The organism is Mycobacterium sp. NGS16 (assembly GCF_059813225.1).
In genome coordinates, this window is record NZ_JCALEE010000014.1 from 1 (window position 1) to 19,544 (window position 19,544).

The window sequence follows — 19,544 nt, forward strand, 5'->3', positions numbered from 1 at the left end:
CAAGACCGCGCCCACCACATCAACTCCGAACGCGCCCTCAACAAAACCCCACCTTGACGTCCACGGGCAGATGAACTCACGCCGGCGGTACCACACTCGCGCCGCCTATCTGGCGATATCGACTGCGAGCTGAAACGTTCTTTCGAATCGGCGGCATTCTATGGTTGATCCCGTGAGTCAGAACGTCGACGTTGCCGGCACCTCGATCTGGTCGCCGCGTGAAGTCGAGCTGCTCGACGTCACGCTGCAGCTGCTGCAGGAGAACGGCTACGACCGGTTGACGGTGGACGCGGTGGCGGCCACCGCGCGGGCGAGTAAGGCCACCGTGTACCGGCGTTGGCCGTCGAAAGCTGAATTGGTGTTGGCCGCATTCACCGAGGGCATCCGCCAGGTCGCCGTCCCGCCCGATACCGGCACGCTGCGCGGGGATCTCCTGCGTCTGGGCGAACTGATCTGCGAACAGACCGCGCGCCACGCCGGCACCCTGCGCGCCGTCCTGGTCGAGGTGTCGCGCAACCCGGCGCTGAACGAGGTGATGCAGCACCAATTCGTCGACCAGCGCAAGGCGCTGATTCACCACATCCTGGGGCAAGCGGTCGACCGCGGCGAGATCGATGCCGCCGCGATAGACGACGACCTGTGGGACGTGTTGCCCGGCTATCTGATCTTCCGGTCCCTGGTCTCCGGCCGGGCGCCCACGGCGCGCACCGTCGTCGATCTGGTCGACGGCGTGATCCTGCCGAGCCTGACCCGCGGCGCCCGCTGACGCCGGCCTCCCGAAATCAACGCTGCCCCAACCTCTTGAGCCGTACGGTTCCGTACCGTACGCTGAGGCGGTGATGAGACGGCCGTTGTTTCCGCTGGTCAGGAGGGGCTGGATGGTCATCGTCGCCGTGGTGGTGTTTGCCGTCGCGGCGTTCTGTGTCTACCGACTGCACGGCATCTTCGGCTCGGGCGACACCACGTCGACGCGCAGCGACGCGGTTGACGAAATCGTCCCGTTCAACCCCAAGGACGTCGTCTACGAGGTCTTCGGCGCGCCGGGGGCCTCGGGGGCTACCGCCACCATCAACTACCTCGATGTCAACGCCGCTCCGCAGCAGGTCATCGATGCCCCGCTGCCCTGGAGATACCAGGCGACGACGACCGAGCCGGCCGTTATCGCCGATCTTCGGGCGCAGGGCAACGGCGACACGCTGGGCTGCCGCATCTTCATCGACGGCGAGCTCAAGGACGAAAGGATCGTCAACACCGTGAGTGCTTACACCTTCTGTCTGGACAAGTCCGGATGAGCGACGACGGCCGGCGGCCCTTCTGGCCGCGCACCATCCGCCGCCTGGCACTGCCGATCGTGCTGTTCTGGGTGGCGCTGGCCGCGGTGACGAACAGTCTCGTTCCACAGCTGGAAGTGGTCGCCGAAGCCCACAACGTGGGGATGAGTTCTCCGGACGCGCCGTCGTACCAGGCGGCGAAGCGCATCGGAAAAGTGTTCCAGCAGTACGACACCGACAGCGCGGCGATGATCGTCATCGAAGGTGACGAGCCACTGGGCGCCGACGCGCACCGGTTCTACGACACCCTGGTCGCCGAGCTGGAGCGCGACACCAAACACGTCCAGCACATCCAGAACTTCTGGGGTGACCCGCTGACCGCCGCGGGCTCGCAGAGCAACGACGGCAAAGCAGCACTGGCGCAGGTGTTTTTGTCCGGCAGTCAAGGCGAGACCTTGGCCAATGAGTCCGTTGCCGCCGTCCGCGACACCGTCGAGCGCACCCCGGCACCGCCCGGCGTGCATGCCTACGTGACCGGAGCCGCACCACTGGTCGCCGACCAGTTCTCGGTCGGGAGTGAGGGCACCAACAAGGTCACCGCGATCACCTTCCTGGTGATCGCGGTCATGCTGTTCGCGGTCTACCGCTCGGTCGCCACCACCGTGCTGGCGCTGCTCACCGTGGCCATCGAGATGGCCGCCGCCCGTGGTTTCGTCGCGTTCCTCGGCTACCACGAGATCATCGGATTATCCACGTACTCAACGAATCTGCTGACTCTGCTGGCGATCGCCGCCGGCACCGACTACGCGATCTTCATCATCAGCCGCTACCAGGAGGCGCGCGCGGCCGGCGAAGACCCGGAAACCGCGTTCTACACCATGTACCGCGGCACCGCCCACGTCGTGATCGGCTCGGGCCTGACCATCTCCGGTGCCGTGTACTGCCTGAGCTTCACCCGGCTGCCTTACTTTCACACCCTGGGCCTGCCGGCCGCCATCGGCATCTTCGTGGCGCTGATCGCTGCGCTCACCCTCACCTCGGCCGTGCTCACCCTGGGCAGCCGGCTCGGCCGTTTCGAACCGACCCGGGCGATGCGAACGCGCAGCTGGCGACGGATCGGCGCCGCCATCGTCCGCTGGCCCGGGCCCATTCTGGTGGTGGCTTGCGGGGTCGCCCTGATCGGTCTGCTCGCCCTGCCGGGTTACAAGACCAGCTACGACGCCCGCGAGTACATGCCCGACCGCGCCCCGGCCAATATCGGCTACGCGGCCGCCGAACGGCACTTCTCCCAGGCCCGGCTGAACCCGGAGCTGCTGATGATCGAATCGGACCACGATCTGCGCAACCCGGCGTCGTTCCTGGTGTTGGAGCGGGTCGCCAAGGCGGTGTTCCACACACCGGGCATCGCCAAGGTGCAATCGATTACGCGGCCGTTGGGCACACCGCTCAAGCACACCTCGATACCGTTTGCGGTCGGCCAGGGCAGCGTCGCCCAGACCCAGAACCTCAAGTATCAGATGGACCGGGCGGCCGACCTGCTCAAGCAGGCAGCTGAAGCGGAGAAGTCGATCCAAATCCTGCAGCAGCAGTACGCGCTGCAGCAGCAGCTTGCCGATGCCACCCACACCCAAACGCAGAGCTTTCACGACACCGTCGCCCTCACCAACGAACTGCGTGACCAGATCGCGAACTTCGACGACTTCTTCCGGCCGATCCGCAGCTACTTCTATTGGGAACCGCATTGCTTCGACATCCCGGTGTGCGCGGCGTTGCGCAACGTGTTCGACCTGCAGGACGGCATCGACAAACTCAGCGAAAAGCTCGAACAGCTCACTACGGCCTTCGACCAATTGGACGCGTTGCAACCACAGCTGGTGGAGTTGATCCCCTCCCAGATCGAAAGCCAGCAGGTCAACCGCGACCTGGCATTGAACAATTACGCCACCAACTCCGGGATCAGCGACCAGTCCGCGGCCGCGAACGACAATCCGGCCGCCATGGGCCAGGCCTTCGACGAAGCCAAGAACGACGACTCGTTCTACCTGCCGCCCGAGGCGTTCGACAATCCCGAGTTCAAACGCGGGATGAAGTTGTTCCTGTCGCCGGATGGCAAAGCCGCGCAGATGATCATCACCCACGAGGGCGACCCGGCGACCCCGGAAGGCATCGCCCACATCGACAAGATCCGCGACGCCGCGAAAGAAGCGGTCAAGGGCACCCCGCTGCAGGGGTCGCACATCTACCTGGCGGGCACCGCCTCCACCTACAAGGACATCGCCGACGCGGCCCGCTATGACCTGCTGATCGCCGGGATCGCCGCGCTGAGCCTGATCCTGCTGATCATGATGATCATCACCCGCAGCCTGGTCGCCGCGATCGTCATCGTCGGCACGGTGGCGCTCTCGCTGGGCGCCTCATTCGGGCTGTCGGTGCTGGTGTGGCAGTACCTGTTCGGCATTCAGCTGTACTGGATCGTGCTGGCGCTGGCGGTCATCCTGCTGCTGGCGGTGGGCTCGGACTACAACCTGCTGCTGATCTCGCGGTTCTCCGAGGAGATCGGCGCCGGCTTGAAGACCGGCATCATCCGGGCGATGGGCGGGACGGGTTCGGTGGTGACTGCCGCCGGGCTGGTGTTCGCCGCCACCATGGCCTCGTTCATCTTCAGTGACCTGCGGATTCTCGGCCAGATCGGGACCACGATCGCACTCGGGCTGCTGTTCGACACGTTGATCGTGCGGTCGTTCATGACGCCGAGCATCGCCGCCTTGCTCGGGCGCTGGTTCTGGTGGCCGCAACGGGTGCGCCAGCGGCCCGCGCCGGCGGCCACAAGTGTTACTTCGCCGCGGCCTTCTTGGCCGGAGCCTTCTTCGCCGGAGCCTTCTTAGCCTGCGCCTTTTTGGCCGGCGCCTTCTTGGCGGCTGAGCGCTTCTTCACGCTGGCCTCCAGCTTGGCCAGCAGGTCGGAGACGTCTTCGGTGGCGTCGAGTTCGGCGGGCCGCTCCTCAGGCGTGAAGGCCTCGTCGCCTTCCAGTTTGGCCTCGATCAGCTCGTGCAGCTGCTCCTGGTAGGTGTCGTGGTAGCGATCGGGATCGAAGTCGTCAGCCATCGACTCGACCACCTGTCCGGCCATCTTCAGCTCGGCAGGCTTGATCTCCACCTTGGTGTCCAGCGCGGGGAAGTCGGGATCGCGAATCTCGTCGGGCCACAACAGGGTGTGCACCATCATCACGTCACGCTTGGAGAAGTCTTTGACCCGCAACGCGGCCAGCCGGGTCTTGTTACGCAGCGTGAAATGAACGATAGCCACCCGGTCGGTTTCGGCCAGCGTCTTGGCCAGCAGCACATAGGATTTGATCGATTTCGTCGCCGGCTCCAGAAAATAGGAGCGGTCATAGAGCATCGGGTCCAGATCGCTGGCCGGCACGAACTCCAGCACCGCGATCTCATGGTCGCGCTCCTCGGGCAGGTTCGCCAGGTCGTCGTCGGTGATCACGACCATCCGGCCGTCGTCGGACTCATAGGCGCGGGCGATGTCGGCGTAGTCGACGACTTCGCCGCACTCCTCGCACACCCGCCGGTAGCGGATCCGGCCGTGGTCCTTGGCGTGCACCTGACGGAACTTGATGTCGTGGTCCTCGGTGGCGCTATAGACCTTCACCGGGACGTTGACCAGACCGAATGCGATCGAACCCTTCCAGATGGAACGCATGGGGCCAGTATGCCCACGCCGGAGTGCCCATAACCGGTATTGAGACGACGTGGCCGCGACGTAAGTTGGCAGCATGGGCGCTGCGTCCTCCAAGACCCGGGTGAAACTGACCAACGCCGACAAGGTGCTCTACCCCGCTACGGGCACCACCAAAGCCGACGTCTTCGACTACTACACGCGCATCGCCGAGGTGATGCTGCCGCACATCGCCGGGCGCCCGGCGACCCGCAAACGCTGGCCCAACGGTGTCGAACAGGGCTCCTTCTTCGAAAAGCAGCTCGCCGGCTCGGCGCCGGCGTGGCTGCGCCGCGCCGAGGTGCAGCACCGCTCCGGCACCACCGCCTATCCGATCATCGACGACCTCGACGGCCTGGCCTGGATCGCCCAGCAGGCCGCGCTGGAAGTGCACGTGCCGCAGTGGCGTTTCGAAGCCGAGTGGACACGCGGTGGGGAGGTGCTCAAGCCGGGCCTGGCAACACGGCTGGTGTTCGACCTGGATCCCGGCGACGGCGTGACGATGAGCCAACTCGCCGCGGTGGCGCGAGCCATCCGCGAACTGATGGACGACCTGGGCCTGACCGTGTTCCCGCTCACCAGCGGCAGCAAGGGGCTACACCTCTATACCACCCTGGAACGCCCGGTGAGCAGCACCGGCGCCGCCGCGGTAGCCAAACGCGTTGCGCAGCAACTGGAAAGCGCTATGCCGAAGTTGGTGACGGCGACCATGGCCAAGAAGCTGCGGGCCGGCAAGGTCTTCGTGGACTGGAGCCAGAACAATGCCGCGAAGACCACCATCGCGCCGTATTCGCTGCGCGGCCGCGAGCATCCGACGGTCGCCGCCCCGCGCACCTGGGCAGAGCTCGACGACCCGGACCTGGGCCAGCTGCGCTACGACGAGGTGCTGGCGCGCGTGGCCCGCGACGGCGATCTGTTGGCCGGGTTGGATCCCCCGCTGCGCCAGCCAGACCGGCTTACCGCATATCGGGCCAAGCGGGACGCCGCCAAGACGCCCGAACCGGTGCCGGCCGCAGCGCCGGCGCCAGGCGAAGGCAACAGTTTCGTCATCCAGGAGCACCATGCCCGTCGGTTGCACTACGACTTCCGGCTGGAGCGCGACGGCGTGCTGGTGAGCTGGGCGGTGCCCAAGAACCTGCCCGATACACCATCGGTCAACCATCTCGCGGTGCGCACCGAGGACCATCCGCTGGAGTACGGCAGCTTCGAGGGCACCATCCCCAAGGGCGAGTACGGCGCCGGCACGGTGCGGATCTGGGATTCGGGCAGCTACGTGGCCAAGAAGTTCGACGACACCGCCGAGAAAGGCGAGGTCATCGTCGTACTGCAGGGCAGCCGGATCTCCGGGCGCTATGCGCTGATCCAGACCAAGGGCGACCAGTGGCTGGCGCACCGGATGAAGGACCAGCAGGCGTTCTCGTTCACTCAGCTGGCGCCGATGCTGGCCACCCACGGGTCGGTGAGCAAGCTGAACCCCGACGACTGGGCCTTCGAGGGCAAGTGGGACGGCTACCGGCTGCTGGTGGAGGCCGACCGGGGCCGGGTGCGGTTGCGTGCGCGCAGTGGACGCGACGTCACCGGCCAGTACCCGCAGCTGCGGTCGCTGGCCGCCGACCTCACCGAGCATCACCTGGTGTTGGACGGCGAAATCGTCGCCCTCGATGACGCTGGCGTGCCCAGCTTCGCCGCGATGCAGAACAGCGCCCGCTCCGCGCGGGTTCAGTACTGGGCCTTCGATCTGCTCTTCCTCGATGGTCGTCCGCTGCTGCGCGTGGCGTATCGGGACCGTCGCCGCCTGTTGGAAACGCTCGCGCAGGGAACCGGTTTGGTGGTCAAAGACCTGTTGGCCGCCGACGGCGCCGAGGCGCTCGAGCGGTCCCGCCGGCTGGGCTGGGAAGGCGTGGTGGCCAAGAAATGGGACTCGGCCTACCAGCCGGGCCGCCGGTCGCCGGCGTGGGTCAAGGACAAATACTGGCGAACCCAGGAAGTGGTGATCGGCGGCTGGCGGGCCGGTGAGGGTGCTCGCGGTGGGGGGATCGGGTCGCTGCTGATGGGTATCCCGGCTGCCGACGGCCTGCGGTTTGTGGGGCGCGTCGGCACCGGGTTCACCGACCGCGCGCTGGCAGCGTTGCAGAAGAAGCTGACGCCCACGGATGAATCGCCCTTCCACGCGCCGCTGCCTCGCGCCGATGCCAAGGGCGTCACCTTCGTTCGACCGACGCTGGTGGGGGAGGTGCGCTACAGCGAGCGGACGGACGACGGCCGGCTGCGCCAACCCAGCTGGCGCGGCTTGCGGCCCGACAAGACGCCCGCGGAGGTGGTAAGTGAGGATTGACCGGTGCGCTGGGTGACCTATCGAAGCGAGGACGGCGAACGGACCGGGGTGCTGCACGGCGAGGTGATCCACGCCGCGGCGCCCGGAACGACCCTGCTGGACCTGATCCGGCTCGGCCCGGACGGGCTGCGCGACGCCGGCGAGCGAGCGTTGAACGCGCCGTCGGCGACGGTGCGGCTCGACCAGGCGGCGCTGATGGCGCCGATCCCGCGTCCGCCTTCGATCCGCGACAGCCTGTGCTTCTTGGACCACATGCGTAACTGCCTGGCCGCGACCGGGCGCAGCCCGGTGCTCGACGACACCTGGTATCAGATACCGGCCTTCTACTTCGCCTGCCCGGCAACGGTTCTGGGTCCCTACGATGACGCGCCGGCAGCGCCCGGAAGTGCCTGCCAGGACTTCGAGCTGGAGGTCGCCGCCGTCATCGGCACGCCGGGAGCGAACCTGTCGGTGGCCGAAGCCGAGCAAGCCATCATCGGCTACACCATCTTCAACGACTGGTCGGCGCGCGACCTGCAAGCCCGCGAGGGCGTGCTGGCGATCGGTCAGGGCAAGGGCAAGGACAGTGGTGTCACGCTGGGGCCGTTCCTGGTCACTCCTGACGAGCTCGAACCGTATCGCCGCGACGGCCGGCTGAGCCTGCATGCCACCGCGATCGTCAACGACGTGATCGTCGGCATCGGGTCGACCGGGACCATGGACTGGAGCTTCGGCGAGATCATCAGCTACGCCTCACGCGGGGTGCCGCTGATTCCCGGCGACGTCTTCGGCTCCGGTACGGTTCCGACCTGCACGCTCCTCGAGCACCTCGATCCCGTGGCCCCGCAAGCGTTTCCGGGCTGGTTGCGCGACGGGGACGTGGTGACGCTGCAGGTGCAGGGCCTCGGCGAGGTGCGCCAGACCGTGCGCGCCAGCGCCCCGCCGCTGCCCCTGGCCGAGCGTCCCCGGCCTAAGCCTTCGGGGTGATCGTCACGGTCACCGTGGCGGCGCCGGAGTCCGAAGCGATGGTCAGCACCGAGGCGCCTGCGCCGGAGGTGACGTGCCCACCGGTGACGCTCACCGTGTAGCCGTTCGGGTACTGATCTCCCGGCACCGAGATGGTGGTCACCGAACCGGCGCCGAACGCACCCGAGCCGTCGGCGTGGTCGGTGGAGTAGCTGAACGAGAAGACACCATTGTCGAACGACAGCGACGTCGGGGTGCCCGAGATCAGTTGCGGGTAGGGCTCGGACAGCGCGATCAGCTTGTCGAAGTTGACGTTGTCGCCGATCAGCGGCTTGCTCGGGTCGATCACCAGCGCCTGGCCGTTGGGTGAGGCGCTGGTGATGTCGTTGCCGGTGTAGGCCCACTCGGTCCAGCCCCACAGGTACTTGTTGGCGGCCTGCATGCTGGCGGTGATGGTCGGGATGGTGTTGGTGGCGCCGAATTCGGTCAGCAACGCCGGGATGTTGTGCGCCTGTGCGTAATCGGCCGCGTTGGCGAACACGGCGTCGGCGTTCAGATCGCAGCCGAAGCTCAGATCGGGGAACAACGACGTCGTGATGCAGTAGCTGTGGAAGGAGAAGACCGAGTTCTCGTCGTCCACCGTGCCCAGGTGGGTCGGCACCGGCAGGCTGCCGAAGAGGGTGGTGGGCTCGAAGAACACCGTCTTGTTCGGGTCGACGGAGCGGATCGCCGCGTCGATCTGGTTGTAGAACGGGGTCAGCTGCTGGCCCTCGAAGTACGGGTTGCCCAACAGGCTGCCCAACCAGTTGCTCCCCGCCCACGGCTCGTTCATGATTTCGTAGCCGGCGACGTTGGCGTCGCCCTTGAAGTAGTTGGCGACCGCCTGCCAGGTCTGCGCGTAGTGGTTCAGCAGGCCAACGCCGTCGGGAGCTTTGGCGTTGCCCCAGAACGCATCCCAGGCGTGGTTCTGCGCCGGGTTGAGGAAGTAGTTGCCCGGGAAGCCCATGTCGGGGTTGGGTAGGCCACCACCGTCGGTCGCCCACGCGGGTGCGCCTTCGCCGCCGAACTCCTCGTTGTAGAGGTCCTGGTGCATGTCGAGGATCGCGACGATCTTGTGCTGGGCCAGGATCTGCACGGTCTGCTGGATCGAGGCCAGGTAGTCGTAGTCGATGACGCCGGGCTGCGGTTCCACCGCGGACCAGATGACCCCCAGGCGCACCGCGTTGAAGCCGTTGGCCGCCAGGAACGCGGCGTCGTCGTCGCTGAACCCGTCGGCCGACGGTTCATACGGCGGGATCTTGTAGACCTGGTTGAGCCCGTGCAACATGACGACCTGGCCGGCGCCGTTGGTGAGCCACCCGTTGGACACCTCGACCGGCGGCGCGACCGTCCCGGTGATACCGCTCGTCAGTGCACCGAAATGACCTGCCGCGCCGTGGGTTCCGTACCACAGTCCGGGGTTGCCGCCGGCCCCGCCGAGGGCCGGCAGACCGCTGGCGGTGTCGCCGTTGCCGGCGTCGCCGCCGTGGCCGCCGTTGCCCATCAGCCAGCCACCGGCACCGCCGTCACCGCCGGCGGCCCCGGCACCCCCGTCGCCGCCGTCGCCGCCGTTGCCGAAGAGCCCGGCGGCGCCGCCGTGGCCGCCGGCCACACCCTCGGTGGTGCTGTTCCAGCCCGCGCCGCCGTCACCGAACAGCCAGCCGCCAGGGCCGCCGTCGGGGTGGGCTTCGGTGCCGTCGGCGCCGTTTCCGATGACGGTCGATCCGAACAGCTGGTTGATGACGCCGTTGACCTGGCCGCCGATCTCACTGTCGATCCACTTCTCGGCGAGGTCGTGCAGCCCCGTGTAGAAGTCGAATCCCACCCCGGGGCCCGGTTCGGCGAGCGCGGCCAGTGCCGCGTCCCAGTGGGCGGAGGACAGGAAGGTATCCCACGCGGATGAGTCGAACACGGCGTCGCCGTCGAGGGTGCCGGCGGCGGTGACAAACGGCGCGAACAGCACGTCCATCATGTCGTCGATGTCGGCGTGCGCCGGTGGGGCCAGCGGGACTACCGTCAGGAATGCGGCTACTGCGGCAACTTTGGTGCCCACGACCTTGCTGCGGTGACCAGCCATCTCGGCAAACCCTTCCCAGGACGCGAGTAATTTCTGAGGTGCGTCTGAGAAGAGTAAACGAGTTACTTACGGTCCGGAGGGATTCGCGGCAAAAGGTGCCGGATCGCGTCGATCAGCACTGCGTGGCGGCGCGGATCCACTGGCGACGGGCATCGCTCTGGGCCGCCTCACTCGCGGCGGCGCGCTGCAGGTGAACCGCGCGTTGATAGTCGCCGTGGCCACCTCGCGGCTGCTGAGCCGGCAGGCAAGTCTGCGTAGTCATCAATACCTCCCGCAGGTCGCGCGACGAGAGCTGCAGTACTCGACCGCCGATCGGCGATCAGCGCACACGGTCAGTCAACGCCCGGGGCGCCGAAATGTTTCCCACCGACACAGTGACGCTGCACACGCGCGAGCGCGCATGTGATCGCGGTCACCCCGCCTTGGCGATGACGTGTTCGGCGAAGCGCTCCAGGTTGCGGATCTTGTCGTCCAGCGGTTCGGTGTCGGGCCCGACGATGTAGGGCACCCGGAAGCCCACGATGACGTCGGTGACGCCCTTGTCCTCCAGGCGCTTGATGCCGTCGAGGGTGAACCCGTCCACCGAGATCACGTGGATCTCGAACGGACCGGTACGGCCCTCCTCCTCGCGCAGTTGCTTGAGCCGGGCGATCAAGCCGTCGAGCTCGGCCGGGTCGCCGCCGCCGTGCATCCAGCCGTCGTTGCGCGCAGCCCGGCGCAGCGCGGCATCGGCGTGGCCACCGATCAGGATCGGAATGGGCTGCGCCGGCGCCGGGGTCATCTTGGTTTTGGGGATGTCGTAGAACTCGCCGTGGAACTCGAAGTAGTCGCCGGTGGTGAGCCCCCGGATGATCTCGATGCACTCGTCCATCCGTTTGCCACGCCGGGCGAACGGCACCCCCATCAGCTCGTAGTCCTCCGGCCAGGGGCTGGTGCCGACGCCCAGGCTGAGCCGGTCGCCGATCATCGCGGCCAGCGAACCGGCCTGCTTGGCCACCAAGGCCGGCGGGCGGATCGGCAGCTTGACCACGAACGGTGTGAACCGCAACGTGCTGGTGACCGCGCCCAGCGCCGCCATCAACACGAAGGTCTCGATGAAGGCCTTGCCGTCGAGGAACTCGCGGTTGCCGTCCGGGGTGTAGGGATACTTCGAGTCCGACTCGAAGGGGTAGGCGATGCTGTCCGGGATCGACATGCTGTGGTAGCCGGCTGCCTCGGCGGCTTTGGCGAGCGGAATGTAGTAGCTCGGGTCGGTCATCGCCTCGGCATAGGTGAACCGCACGTCGTCTCCTCGCTGGTCGCTGGGCGTACTCTCCAGGAGCTTAGACCGAAGGCGGCATCGCGATTCGCAGTTCTTCGGGGTCCTCCAGGGGATACGGAGGATATCCGGCCGCGCCGGCCACCGTCAGGGTGCCCCACGGCGTCCGCTCCGCGACGCGTCCCTGCGCGCTGTGTTCGCCGATCCGGATGCTGACCTTGGAGCCGGTGACATTTGCGCCCGCGAGATCGGTGAAAAACATTCCCTGCCAATGGTATTGGCCGTCGATTGGGTCGAAGTGGCCCGCCAGCCGCACCCGGGTCGGGTAGTCCTTGCCGTTGTGGGTGAGCACAGCCGGCCCGTCGTAAAGCTCGTCATCAACGGCTACGGAGCCGGTGATAAAGAACCGCGAAGCCCCGCGGGTCGGCAGCAGCCGGTGCACGCGCAGCCGGGGAGAGCGGGATTCGATGCGGCCGGCGCCGCTGCGCTGCATGACGTCGACGATCCGGGCCACGTATCGGGCCTGCCGGCGGGTGTGCGGTCCCGGGATCCGGAACCGGTTGGGCGTCCCGTGTGCAGCGACGACGTCGTCACGCGAGGCAGTGGCATCGATGAGGACCCGCGCGGTCAGTACCTCACCCTCGGGGGTGCTCACCGCCCACGTCTCGTGGGCGCTGTCGAATCGGGTGGACGCGGGCGCGGCGACGACGCGCGCGCCGGCCAGCAGCCCATGAAGCCGTGCCGGGTCGCCCAGCACGACCACGTCGTGGATGCCGGTCACAGGAAGCCGGCCCGCCGCCACATCCGCCGGGCCAGCCGGCCCATCAGGCCGACTTCGGTGAAGAAGGCGGCCAGCGGAGCGAACGACGACCGGCAAGCGGCGTGGAAGTTCGGATTGGCCCGCGCCACCCGGCGGGCTTCGCGGCCGTCCAGCCCGACCCGGTTGTAGACGATCGGCAGGGTGAACAGATGGCGGTAGAACGGTCCGCCCACGCCCTGCAGGTTTGCCAGCAGGGCGCGGCGGTAGCGCGGCATCGCCGGGACACTGCGCCGCAGGCCGTCGCGCGCGTACTGGATGTGCCGGGCTTCCTCGGTGACATGGATGCGCATCACCCGCCGGACGATCGGCTGCAGGTCCGGGTCGTCGAGGATCTGGCGTTGCAGGGCGTCGAAGATCTCCTCGCCGACCAGGGCGGCGCCCCACAGGATGCTGCCGCGGAACAGGAACGGCAGTGAGTTGATGATGATGCGCTGGTAGAGCTTCGGGCGCACCGGCACGCCGCCGATCCGGTCGATGGTCTTGCCGAACATCAGCATGTGCCGGGTCTCGTCACCGAGCTCGGTCAGCGAGTAGTGGGTGGTGTGCGAGGTGGGGTTCTTGTGCATCATGTCGCGCAGCAGCGCCTGGTTGAGGATGTTCTCGAACCAAACGCCCGCCGACAGCACGTTGACCAGCTCCTGGCGCGACATCTCGATCTGCTGCTCGCGGGTCATCGCCTCCCACAGCGGTGTGCCGTACAGGGTGCACATCCGCGGCGGCAGGAAGAACTTGTCCGGGTCGATCGGGGCGTCCCAGTCGATGTCGACAACTGGGGCGTAAGACTTCTTCACCGAGCCCTTCAACAGGCGTTCGGCGAAGTCCTCCCGGGTAGGTCCGCTCGGCCGCATGGCAGTGGTCATCGCAGAATCCCTTCTCGCGTCGGTTCCCACGAAGCTAGGAGCCGCCACCAAACAAGTCAATACCTACGGTACCGGGTACTTGCGGTCCGGTGTGAGTGTCGTCGCCGGGGCGCGGCCCGGTGGCAAGATCTGCCTATGGCCGCCTTCGTGCTTCGTGCTGCGCTGACCGGATTCGCGCTGTGGATCGTCACCCAGATCGTTCCGGGGGTGGAGATCATCGGTGGTGACACCACTCTGCAGCGGGTGGGCATCATCTTCGTCATCGCGTTGATCTTCGGGCTGGTCAACGCGTTCATCAAACCGGTGGTGCAGCTGCTGTCGATCCCGCTGTACATCCTCACCCTGGGCCTGTTCCACATCGTGGTGAATGCGTTGATGCTCATGATCACCGCGTGGATCACGGACAAAACCGCCAAGCACTGGGGGCTCTACATCGCCGATTTCTGGTGGGACGCGATCTGGGCCGCCATCGTGCTGTCCCTGGTGAGCTGGGTGCTGTCGCTGGTGCTGCGCGACGCCCGGCGCATCACCCGGTAACCAGGCAGACTCAAGCGCATGCCGGAACTGCCCGAAGTCGAAGCGCTCGCCGACCACCTGCGCAGGCATGCCGTCGGCCGCCAGGTCGGCCGCGTCGACGTGGTGGCGCTGTCGGTGCTCAAGACCTTCGACCCGCCGCTGGCGGCGTTGCACGATCAGACGGTCACCGGCGCACAGCGTTGGGGCAAGTACCTCGGGCTGCAGGCCGGCGAACTGTTCCTGATCGCGCACCTGTCCCGGGCGGGCTGGCTGCGCTGGTCGGACAAGCTGGCGCCGGCGCCGCTGCGGCCCGGAAAGGGGCCGATCGCACTGCGCGTGCACCTGGGCGCCCCGGGGCAGGCGCCCGGCTTCGACCTCACCGAGGCCGGGACCCAGAAGCGGCTGGCGGTCTGGCTCGTCGACGACCCGGCCAAGGTGCCGGGCATCGCCGCGCTGGGTCCAGATGCGTTGGAGGTGACGCGCGACGCGCTGGGCGGGCTGCTGGCCGGCAATACCGGACGCATCAAGACCGTCATCACTGATCAGAAGGTGATCGCCGGAGTCGGCAACGCCTACAGCGACGAGATCCTGCACACCGCACGGATTTCGCCGTTCGCCACCGCGGCCAAGCTCTCCGATGCGCAGCTGGCCGCGCTGCACGAGGCGATGCAGTCTGTGCTGACCGACGCGGTGACCCGTTCGGTCGGCCAACAGGCCGCGACGCTCAAGGGCGAGAAGCGCTCCGGGCTGCGGGTGCATGCCCGCACCGGGCTGCCCTGCCCGGTCTGCGGCGATACGGTGCGGGAGGTGTCGTTCGCCGACAAGTCCTTCCAGTACTGCCCGACGTGTCAGACCGGCGGCAAGGTGCTCGCGGACCGGCGCATGTCGCGTTTGCTCAAGTAGGCTGCCCGGGTGACCCGTCAGAAGATCCTCATCACCGGGGCCAGCTCCGGCCTGGGCGCCGGCATGGCCCGCGCGTTTGCCGCGCGTGGGCGTGACCTGGCCCTGTGCGCGCGCCGCGTCGATCGCCTTGAGGAACTCAAAGACGAACTGACGCAGCAGCATCCCGGCGTCCGGATCGCGGTGGCCGCGCTCGACGTCAACGACCATGATGAGGTGCCCAAGGTGTTCGCCCAGCTCGCCGCTGAGCTCGGCGGAATCGATCGCGTCGTCGTCAATGCCGGTATCGGCAAGGGCGCCCGCCTGGGTTCCGGCAAGTTGTGGGCCAACAAGGCCACCATCGAGACCAATCTGGTCGCCGCGCTGGTGCAGATCGAGACGGCAATCGAGATGTTCAACGCCGCGGGCGGCGGGCACCTGGTGCTGATCTCCTCGGTGCTGGGCAACAAGGGCGTTCCCGGTGTCAAGGCGGCCTACGCCGCCAGCAAGGCCGGGGTGTCGTCGCTGGGTGAATCGCTGCGCGCCGAGTACGCCGGTGGCCCGATCAAGGTCACGGTGCTGGAGCCGGGTTATATCGAATCGGAGATGACGGCCAAGTCGGCGTCGACGATGTTGATGGTGGACAACGAATCCGGGGTCAAGGCGATGGTGCGCGCGATCGAACGCGAAACCGGCCGCGCGGTGGTGCCGCCGTGGCCGTGGGCGCCGATGGTGTGGGTGATGCGCCGGCTGCCGCCGCGGTTCACCAAACGCTTCGCCTGAGCCAGTCCAGCGCCCTGGTTCTGTTGCGGTACGCCAGCAGCATCGTCTTCGCGATCAAGAACGCCACGGCGACACCCATCAGCAGCGTGGACAGCGCGTAGGCGCCGTACTCGGCGCCGCGGTGGTAGCGGTCGTTCACCAACAAGGTCAGAGTCTGCGAACCGCCCGGCAGATTCGACGACACCATGATGACGGCACCGAACTCACCGAGCGTGCGCGCGGTGGTCAGCACGACGCCATACGTCAGGCCCCAGCGGATCGACGGCAGCGTGATCCGCCACAGCGTCTGCCACGAATTCGCTCCCAGCGTGGCCGCCGCCTGTTCCTGTTCGATGCCGACCTCCATGAGCACCGGCTGGACCTCGCGCACGACGAACGGCAGCGTGACGAAGATGCTGGCCAGCACCATCCCGGGCAGCCCGAAGATGATCTTGAATCCGAGATGGTTCTCGACAAAGCCCAAGGCCCCGGACGAACCCCACAGCGCGATCAGCGCGACCCCCACAATGATCGGCGAGACCGCGAACGGAAGATCAATGACCGCCTGCAATGCCGACCGTCCCCAAAACCTGTTGCGCACCAACAGGATCGATGCGACCACGCCAAACAATGCATTCAGCGGGACCACGATGCCGACCAGCAGCAGGGACAGTTTCAGCGCCGAGATGGCCGCCGGGGTGCTCACCCAGGCCCAAAAATGACCGAGGCCGGGCCGAAATGTCCGGTACAGGATCACCGATACCGGAGCGATCAGCATCACGCCGATGTAGGCCAACACGGCGCCCCGAAGCAGGTGGCGCCGCTCGAACCGCGCCGTCACCCGTCCTCCTCTTCCCGTTTGGCGGCACGCCCGCCCACCGTCCGCAGCACCACCAGCACGGCGAACGAGACCGCCAGTAACACAATCGATATCGCGGCTGCGCTGGTGCGATCGTCATTCTCGATCAGTGCGCGTATCCACTGCGATGACACTTCGGTCCTGCCGGGAACAGCGCCGCCGATCGTCACGACCGAGCCGAATTCCCCGAGGCAGCGCGAGAACGCAAGGCCGGTCCCGGTCAACAATGCGGGCCACAGCGACGGCAGTAGCACCAGCCGGAAGGTGGTCAGCCGGGTAGCGCCCAGTGACGCGGCCGCCTCTTCAGCGTCTCGATCGAGCTCCAGCAGCACCGGCTGGACGGCGCGCACCACCAAGGGCAAGGTGACGAAGGCCAACGCCATCACCACCCCGGACGGCGTGTGCTGCAAGTGAATACCGACCGGGCTGGCGTTGCCGTACAGCGCCAGCATCACCAGGCTGGTGACGATCGTCGGCAGCGCGAACGGCAGGTCGATCAACGCATCGACCAGACCTTTCCCGAGGAAGTCATCACGCACCAACACCCACGCGGTGGCCAGGCCGAAGACCACGTCGAGCGCGGTCACCAGCACCGCGCTGGTCAGCGTGACCCGGAAGGATTCCAGCGCCGCGTGCGAGGTGACGGCCAGCCAGAACCCGTGCCAGCCCCGGCCCGCTGCTTGCCAGACGATCGCGGCCAACGGCAGCAGCACTATGACCGACAGCCACAGCGTCGTTACGCCGATGCGAAGCGGCGTGACCATGGTGCGCCGGGGTGCCGCTGCGTTTACCGCCGCGGCGAGTCTCCTGACGGCGGCGTGCCGGAGAGCTCCGCCGGAGATCGCGGCGTCGAGCGTCGCTCCACCGGGTTCGGGGGACAAGTACATGCGGGCCTTCCAATGCCGGAGATCTTCGGCACGGGTCACTGCCGAGGGTGACCACGAAGTGTCAGGTCTGAGCTCGCGACCAAGCCGGTCGACGAGGAGTCAGCGACAACAGCGCCCAACACCGGATGCCATCAGCATGGCGCGAAGCCTAAAGAACGAAGCGCGGCCGGGCATCTCGGCCGCGCCGCTTCAGACACCGCCCGGCCCGGTCACGGGTAAAAAGTCAGGCCGAGAGAAAAGCCGAGGCGCTACATCGCCCGGCCGCGCTCCACCCGGTAGCGGCGCACCAGTGCGTCGGTGGAGCTGTCGGTCTGCGGTTGGGGGGAGGCGTCGTCGGTCAGCACCGGCAGCAGCGCCTTGGCCTGCGTCTTGCCCAATTCCACGCCCCACTGGTCGAAGGAGTCGATGCCCCACACCACGCCCTCGGTGAAGACCTGATGCTCGTAGAGCGCGATCAGCTGGCCCAGCACCGACGGGGTGAGCCGGGTGGCCAGAATCGAGGTGCTCGGCCGGTTGCCCGGCATCACCTTGTGCGCCACCACATCTGCGGGCGTGCCTTCCGCAGCGATCTCCTCGGCGGTCTTGCCGAACGCCAGCACCTGGGTTTGGGCGAAGAAGTTGCTCATCAACAGGTCGTGCATGCTGCCGGTGCCGTCGGCGGTGGCCAGGTCGTCGAGGGGTTGGGCGAAGCCGATGAAATCTGCCGGCACCAGGCGGGTGCCTTGGTGCAGCAGCTGGTAGAACGCGTGCTGGCCGTTGGTTCCCGGCTCACCCCAAAAGATCTCGCCGGTGTCGGTGGTCACCGGGGTGCCGTCGGCGCGGGTCGACTTGCCGTTGGATTCCATGGTGAGCTGCTGCAGATACGCCGCGAAGCGGTCCAGGTCGTTGGCGTAGGGCAGCACCGCGCGGGACTGGGCGCCGAAGAAGTTGGAGTACCACAGCCCGATCAGGCCGAGTAGTGCAGGCGCGTTGGATTCCAGTGGCGCGGTGCGGAAATGCTCGTCGACGATGTGGAAGCCGGCCAGGAACTCCGCGAAGCGCTCCCGGCCGATCACCGCCATCACCGACAGCCCGATCGCCGAATCCACCGAGTATCGGCCGCCGACCCAGTCCCAGAAGCCGAACATGTTCGCGGTGTCGATGCCGAACTGCGCCACCCGCTCGGCGTTGGTGGAGACCGCCACGAAATGCTTCGACACCGCGGCATCGCCCAGGGCGTCGGTCAGCCAGCGCCGGGCGGCGGTGGCGTTGGTCAGTGTCTCCAGCGTCGAGAACGTCTTGGAGGCCACGATGAAAACCGTGGTAGCGGGATCCAGGCCGGCCAGCTTGGCGGTCAGGTCAGCCGGATCGACGTTGGAGACGAACCGGGCCGAGATCCCGGCGTCGGCGTAGTGGCGCAACGCCCGGTCGACCATCACCGGGCCGAGGTCCGAGCCGCCGATACCGATGTTGACGACGGTCTCGATGCGTTTCCCGGTGGCGCCGGTCCATTCCCCGCTGCGCAGCCGGTCGGTGAAGTCGCCCATAGCGTCGAGCACCGCATGCACCTCAGCGACGACGTCTTGACCGTCGACGTTCAGGTCGGCGTTGCGCGGCAGCCGTAAGGCGGTGTGCAGCACCGCCCGATCCTCCGAGGTGTTGATGTGCACCCCGGCGAACATCGCGTCACGCCGGTCCTGGAGGCCGGCCGCCCGGGCCAGATCGAGCAGCAGGCCCACCGTCTCCTCGGTGATGCGGTGCTTGCTGTAGTCGATGTAGAGGTCACCGACGGTGACGGTGAACTTCTGGCCCCGCTCGGGATCGTCGGCGAAGAGCTGACGCAGGTGGGTGTCGGCGATCGCCTGGTGATGCTTGCGCAACGCGTCCCAGGCTGGGGTGGCGGTGATGTCGGGGATCTGTTGGACCGAGCTCATTCCCCGACAGTAGCCCCGGCGCGGGGCTGATCAGTGACCGAGCCGCCCGCGGCCCAGCCGCAGCAGCAGCATCGCCAGGTCCTTGCCGTCCTGGCCGAGCTCGCTGTAACGCTCGAGCACCTTCATTTCCCGGCTGTGCACCAGTCGGGTGCCGCCGGAGGCCATCCGGGCTCTGCCGATCTCCTGGGACACCTCGGTGCGGCGCTTGACCGCGGCCAGGATCTCGGCGTCGAGCCGGTCGATCTCATGGCGCAGTTCATCGATGTCGGGCAGCTGTTGGGGTTGGGCAGTCATGGGTTCGGACTCCAGATTCTCGCTGTTGGTGTTTTCTGGTCCCATCGGCGATCCGGCCTCACACAACAGACGAGCCCCGGGTCGGCGAAGCGGACCGCGGGGCTTG

The 19,544-nt window shown here is 67.2% G+C and carries 17 protein-coding genes and 2 pseudogenes; 9 read left to right on the forward strand and 10 right to left on the reverse strand.

Features of this window, described 5'->3' with window-relative positions; genetic code table 11:
- Positions 1 to 160: 160 nt before the first annotated feature.
- From AC5Y4Q_RS20965 to AC5Y4Q_RS20975, 3 genes are all read left to right on the forward strand, one after another.
- Positions 161 to 766, forward strand: a complete 606-nt coding sequence (locus AC5Y4Q_RS20965) for a TetR/AcrR family transcriptional regulator (RefSeq protein ID WP_064922484.1) — start codon at positions 161 to 163, stop codon at positions 764 to 766.
- 73 nt (positions 767 to 839) lie between these two features.
- The gene (locus tag AC5Y4Q_RS20970) at positions 840 to 1,292 is read left to right on the forward strand and encodes an MmpS family transport accessory protein (protein ID WP_185746671.1); all 453 of its coding nucleotides are present in this window, start codon (positions 840 to 842) and stop codon (positions 1,290 to 1,292) included.
- Positions 1,289 to 4,156: an MMPL/RND family transporter gene (locus AC5Y4Q_RS20975; protein ID WP_499960127.1), complete on the forward strand. Its 2,868-nt coding sequence runs from the start codon at positions 1,289 to 1,291 to the stop codon at positions 4,154 to 4,156. The genes AC5Y4Q_RS20970 and AC5Y4Q_RS20975 overlap by 4 nt, the downstream gene beginning before the upstream one ends.
- On the opposite strand, the gene ku is transcribed toward AC5Y4Q_RS20975, so the two are convergent.
- Entirely contained in the window at positions 4,104 to 4,979 is an 876-nt protein-coding gene (gene ku, locus AC5Y4Q_RS20980) for a non-homologous end joining protein Ku (RefSeq protein ID WP_064922481.1), read from the reverse strand. The two genes, AC5Y4Q_RS20975 and ku, sit on opposite strands and share 53 nt — an antisense overlap.
- 73 nt (positions 4,980 to 5,052) lie before the next feature.
- On the opposite strand from ku, the gene AC5Y4Q_RS20985 reads away from it, so the two are divergent.
- Positions 5,053 to 7,329 carry an ATP-dependent DNA ligase gene (locus tag AC5Y4Q_RS20985; RefSeq protein ID WP_499960128.1) on the forward strand — a complete coding sequence of 759 codons (2,277 nt, stop codon included), beginning with the start codon at positions 5,053 to 5,055 and terminating at the stop codon, positions 7,327 to 7,329.
- Positions 7,330 to 7,332: 3 nt separating this feature from the next.
- Positions 7,333 to 8,280, forward strand: a pseudogene (locus tag AC5Y4Q_RS20990) (fumarylacetoacetate hydrolase family protein); the annotation flags it as partial.
- On the opposite strand, the gene AC5Y4Q_RS20995 reads toward AC5Y4Q_RS20990, so the two are convergent.
- The 5 genes from AC5Y4Q_RS20995 to AC5Y4Q_RS21015 all read right to left on the reverse strand — a co-directional run bounded on the left by AC5Y4Q_RS20995 (position 8,279) and on the right by AC5Y4Q_RS21015 (position 13,328).
- The gene (locus tag AC5Y4Q_RS20995) at positions 8,279 to 10,390 is read right to left on the reverse strand and encodes a cellulase family glycosylhydrolase (protein ID WP_499960129.1); all 2,112 of its coding nucleotides are present in this window, start codon (positions 10,388 to 10,390) and stop codon (positions 8,279 to 8,281) included. The pseudogene AC5Y4Q_RS20990 and the gene AC5Y4Q_RS20995 sit on opposite strands and share 2 nt — an antisense overlap.
- Before the next feature lie 112 nt (positions 10,391 to 10,502).
- Positions 10,503 to 10,652 carry a hypothetical protein gene (locus AC5Y4Q_RS21000; RefSeq protein WP_165604343.1) on the reverse strand — a complete coding sequence of 50 codons (150 nt, stop codon included), beginning with the start codon at positions 10,650 to 10,652 and terminating at the stop codon, positions 10,503 to 10,505.
- A gap of 150 nt (positions 10,653 to 10,802) precedes the next feature.
- Positions 10,803 to 11,672, reverse strand: a complete 870-nt coding sequence (locus tag AC5Y4Q_RS21005; protein WP_125225460.1) for a TIGR03619 family F420-dependent LLM class oxidoreductase — start codon at positions 11,670 to 11,672, stop codon at positions 10,803 to 10,805.
- Between the two features lie 40 nt (positions 11,673 to 11,712).
- On the reverse strand, positions 11,713 to 12,429 hold the full coding sequence (locus AC5Y4Q_RS21010) for a DUF4873 domain-containing protein (protein WP_499960130.1): 717 nt from the start codon (positions 12,427 to 12,429) through the stop codon (positions 11,713 to 11,715).
- On the reverse strand, positions 12,426 to 13,328 hold the full coding sequence (locus tag AC5Y4Q_RS21015; RefSeq protein WP_499960131.1) for an AurF N-oxygenase family protein: 903 nt from the start codon (positions 13,326 to 13,328) through the stop codon (positions 12,426 to 12,428). The genes AC5Y4Q_RS21010 and AC5Y4Q_RS21015 overlap by 4 nt, the downstream gene beginning before the upstream one ends.
- A 135-nt stretch (positions 13,329 to 13,463) precedes the next feature.
- Here AC5Y4Q_RS21015 and AC5Y4Q_RS21020 point away from each other — a divergent pair, with 135 nt between their 5' ends.
- The 4 genes and pseudogenes from AC5Y4Q_RS21020 to AC5Y4Q_RS21035 all read left to right on the forward strand — a co-directional run bounded on the left by AC5Y4Q_RS21020 (position 13,464) and on the right by AC5Y4Q_RS21035 (position 15,506).
- The gene (locus tag AC5Y4Q_RS21020; protein WP_125225462.1) at positions 13,464 to 13,865 is read left to right on the forward strand and encodes a phage holin family protein; all 402 of its coding nucleotides are present in this window, start codon (positions 13,464 to 13,466) and stop codon (positions 13,863 to 13,865) included.
- Between the two features lie 18 nt (positions 13,866 to 13,883).
- Positions 13,884 to 14,129: pseudogene (locus AC5Y4Q_RS21025) on the forward strand (DNA-formamidopyrimidine glycosylase family protein); the annotation flags it as partial.
- Between the two features lie 150 nt (positions 14,130 to 14,279).
- Positions 14,280 to 14,747 (forward strand): zinc finger domain-containing protein, encoded by a 468-nt coding sequence (locus AC5Y4Q_RS21030; RefSeq protein ID WP_499960146.1) that lies wholly within the window; start codon positions 14,280 to 14,282, stop codon positions 14,745 to 14,747.
- A gap of 9 nt (positions 14,748 to 14,756) precedes the next feature.
- On the forward strand, positions 14,757 to 15,506 hold the full coding sequence (locus tag AC5Y4Q_RS21035) for an SDR family oxidoreductase (RefSeq protein WP_064922474.1): 750 nt from the start codon (positions 14,757 to 14,759) through the stop codon (positions 15,504 to 15,506).
- Here the strand turns inward: AC5Y4Q_RS21035 and cysW are convergent.
- From cysW to AC5Y4Q_RS21055, 4 genes are all read right to left on the reverse strand, one after another.
- Complete coding sequence (gene cysW, locus AC5Y4Q_RS21040) at positions 15,487 to 16,326, reverse strand: sulfate ABC transporter permease subunit CysW (RefSeq protein WP_499960132.1); 840 nt, start codon at positions 16,324 to 16,326, stop codon at positions 15,487 to 15,489. The two genes, AC5Y4Q_RS21035 and cysW, sit on opposite strands and share 20 nt — an antisense overlap.
- Entirely contained in the window at positions 16,323 to 17,108 is a 786-nt protein-coding gene (gene cysT / locus AC5Y4Q_RS21045; RefSeq protein ID WP_064922472.1) for a sulfate ABC transporter permease subunit CysT, read from the reverse strand. The genes cysW and cysT overlap by 4 nt, the downstream gene beginning before the upstream one ends.
- A gap of 371 nt (positions 17,109 to 17,479) precedes the next feature.
- Entirely contained in the window at positions 17,480 to 19,144 is a 1,665-nt protein-coding gene (pgi, locus tag AC5Y4Q_RS21050) for a glucose-6-phosphate isomerase (RefSeq protein ID WP_064920171.1), read from the reverse strand.
- Between the two features lie 30 nt (positions 19,145 to 19,174).
- Positions 19,175 to 19,483: a chorismate mutase gene (locus AC5Y4Q_RS21055; RefSeq protein ID WP_064920170.1), complete on the reverse strand. Its 309-nt coding sequence runs from the start codon at positions 19,481 to 19,483 to the stop codon at positions 19,175 to 19,177.
- Positions 19,484 to 19,544 lie beyond the last annotated feature (61 nt).